Source organism: Methanoregula sp., assembly GCF_049686655.1.
Taxonomy (GTDB): domain Archaea; phylum Halobacteriota; class Methanomicrobia; order Methanomicrobiales; family Methanospirillaceae; genus Methanoregula.
The window spans coordinates 1-3,284 of record NZ_JBAVIG010000082.1; the positions used below are offsets into that span (position 1 = coordinate 1).

A 3,284-nucleotide genomic window follows, 5' to 3' on the forward strand; every position below is an offset into this window, starting at 1 on the left:
CATATCTTGTATTTACACAAGGAAGATCCGTCTCACACCAGCTTTGTGAACCAGCTGATGAGACGCAATAGCGGGGCCTGTTATCCGATGGCTGTTAAGGACGCTCATGGTGTCGACCTGCCCACGGCCTTCCCTATAAGATCGAGCAGATCAGTATCAACGAACGGTTTGGTGATGACCCCGTCCGGTGCAACTTCCCGCATCCTTTCGAGCATGAGCTCTGAAGTATAAGCAGTGACGAAGATCAGGGGAATTGGAAACCGTTGCCGGATCTGCCGGGCCGTCTCGATCCCGTCAAGTGTTCCTGCAAGTCCAACGTCCATCAGGATAAGATCGGGTGCCGGAGATGTTTCGAGCGTCATGAGCGCTATCTCCCCTGCAAAAACGGGATCGGGAACCCGGTAGCCTGCTTTTTCAAGCAATTCAGTCAGGTGAAGGGCGATCAGGCATTCGTCTTCCACAACCAGAATAGTCTCCCCGGTCATTTGTATGCCTCTGCATTGTTCATCCGGAAGATAAATTCTGTACCATTATCCGCCCTGACCTCGATCTCTGCCCGGAACTGGTAACGGGCGAGGAATTTCACCAGTTTGAGGCCGAGCGATTTTGTTGTCAGGGGATCTAATTCCTCCGGTAGTCCGCAGCCGTTATCGGCAACCCTGAGCACAGTTGTACCATCCTCACTCGCAAGCGAGACCCGGATCGTGCAGTCTTCTTCCCGTACTCCAAAGCAGTCGAACCCGGGGGGGAATGCGTACTTGAAGGAGTTGGTCACGAGCTCATTGATGATCAAGCCCGCCGCGGTGGCCCGGGAGAGATCAAGAACCATATCCCGGACATCAACGACAGTCAGGATTGTAGCACTAGTCGTATACGAAGCGGCAATCTGGCCAACAAGGGGGGTAAGGTAAGCCTCCATATCCACTTTAGAGAATTTCCCGGTCCGGTACAGGGTCTCATGGATCAGGGCCATGCTGCGGGCCCGGTTCTGGAGATCCTTCCGGAGTGCCCTCCCCACTTCGGACTCCTCATATGAACCATCGAGGCTCAGCAGCGAGATGAACGCGGTCAGGTTGTTCTTGACGCGGTGGTGTACCTCTGATAAAAGGATCTCCTTTTCCGCGAGGGCCTTCCTGAGATTTGTCTCGCTTTCTACCAGTTCCTGCTCGCGGAGGCTGAGTTCCTCCACGTTCTGCCGGAGTTCCTCCTGGGTGGAGGTGATCTCTTCGTAAGCCGCATGGAGATCGGTGAGCCTGCTCTTCAATTCCTCCTCTGCCTTCATCCGCAGGATAGGCGATCCCATAGAAAGCGCTACGTTTTCAAGGATACTGACGGTTCTTAAGGGCACCATTCCCTCCCGGGTGTCTGCGAGATGGAGCAGCCCGAGGATCATGTTCCCTTTTTGAATGGGGATGAGGGAGACCGATTCGTACCCTGCCTTATTGCACATGTTCCTGGTTTTCCCCTTTTCCTCTTCGGAAACCGTGGCCAGGAATTTTGTTGTGGCATTGATGTAGAACGATCCACCGTTCGTGTAGAACGGGAGGACGGGATCTGTCGTCCCTTTGATCACGTTAATACACATGCAGTTGTCATTTTTTACCGAGAGCGGGCTCTCGAGCCGGAGGAAATCCCCGGAGAAACCGGTATTCGCCTGGTAGGGAATGTTACCTTCATTGTCGAGAAGGCGGATCCCGATCGCATCGCACCCGGTGTAGCGCTGGAGGAGCCGGACATACTCAGTGAGCATTGCGGGGAGAGTGTCGCTGCCGGCTGAGAGCTTGTATACCTCAGAAGAGAGCCGGAGGATGTCCTCGTTGGTCCTGCGTTCCGTGATATCCGAGAAGATGACAGCAAACTGCGCGGGCCCGGTCCTGTACGCCCGGACATCGTACCATTTCCCGAGCGGGCCGAAGCGTTCCTCGAAATGGGCAGGTACTCCGGTACGGACGACTTCGCCGTACCGCTCGAACCAGACCGGTTCGGCGCCGGGGAAGAGCTCGCGGGCAGTCTTTCCAATCACGTCCTCCGCTTTAAGGCCATTCAGGCGCTCGAACGCCGGGTTGACACGGAGGTACCGGAGATCGACGGGCCTTCCCGCTTCGTCGAGGATGATCTCGTCGATGGAGAATCCTTCCACCATCGTCTCGAAAAGGACGCGGTATCGTTCCTCGCTCTCCTGCAGCGCCTCTTCCGCGGCCTCCCGGCGTTCTTCATCATCGATTGTCATGAGTGCAAATGAGATATCGCGGGACATCTCTTCGAGAAGCTCGATCACCTGCCCGTCGAAAAATCCCGCTTTTGGAGCATACAGTGTCATGACGCCTTCATTCCGGGTCCCGAGCGCAAACGGAAATGCAGCACTCGCCAGGTAGCCGCGGTGGATTGCAGGTTTTCGCCAAGGTACCATGTGAGGATCTGCCAGGATATCGTTGGAGAAATAGTATTTTCCTGTACGGTACGCAGTCCCGGTCGGACCCCGGCCGTCGGGGACATCCTCGGTAGAGATGTTTATGCAATCAAAATAGCCGTCGACATGCCCGAAGGAAGCAACAGGCTCGATCCTTTTTTTTGTTGTGTCAGAAAGACCGATCCAGACCATCCGGAAACCTCCGACTTCAACAAGGATACGGCATATTTCAAAAAAAACCCTGTTTTTATCCCGGATATGGACGATTGCCTTATTCGTAGCTGACAAGACCGAGTATAACCGGTTCTGGACGATGATCCCATCAGCTGCTCTCCGGTGCTCCACGGCTATTTTGACCAGGTGCATCAGCTCAACAAATTGCGACCCGGGGTCTCCTCCTTTCTTGAGGTAAAAATCAGAACCGCTGTCAAGTGCTTCCAGGAAAACCTCTTCCCGCTCCCGCCCGGTGAAGAGGATAAACGGAATGGTGCCGAACCGTAAGCGGACTTCTTTAAGGAAAGCGATACCGTCAGTGACCGGCATCTTGTAACCAGAGACGATGGCATCGTACGATGAAAGGGTCCCGGAATCCAGGACCTCACGTGCAGAAGTCGATATATTGATAGTGAATTCCTGCGATTCCTCGAGGAACTTCTTCGCACTGTCGAGCAGGCGCGGGTCTTTATCGACATAGAGTACGCGGTATACGCGATCCCTTGGCATTACCCGGTTATATGATCGATGAATATAAATTAACAGGTGCCTGGTTTCTTTCACGAAAATCCCGGGAATCTCCCGGAGAACAATTGCAGGCAATCGATCATTTCAGCTTTTTTCGTAAGAATCTTAAGGAGGGCTCCATCCCCGTCTGGCT

At 54.1% G+C, this 3,284-nt stretch carries 2 protein-coding genes; both read right to left on the reverse strand.

The features are described 5' to 3' along the window. Positions 1-104: 104 nt before the first annotated feature. Entirely contained in the window at positions 105-485 is a 381-nt protein-coding gene (locus WBL42_RS12375) for a response regulator (protein WP_424721590.1), read from the reverse strand. Next, entirely contained in the window at positions 482-3,133 is a 2,652-nt protein-coding gene (locus tag WBL42_RS12380) for a histidine kinase dimerization/phosphoacceptor domain -containing protein (protein ID WP_424721591.1), read from the reverse strand. The genes WBL42_RS12375 and WBL42_RS12380 overlap by 4 nt, the downstream gene beginning before the upstream one ends. Positions 3,134-3,284 lie beyond the last annotated feature (151 nt).

Coding starts and splice junctions, on each gene's coding strand:
- WBL42_RS12375 (WP_424721590.1), bottom strand. CDS start 485: ATGACCGGGGAGACTATTCTGGTTGTGGAAGACGAATGCCTGATCGCC.
- WBL42_RS12380 (WP_424721591.1), bottom strand. CDS start 3,133: ATGCCAAGGGATCGCGTATACCGCGTACTCTATGTCGATAAAGACCCG.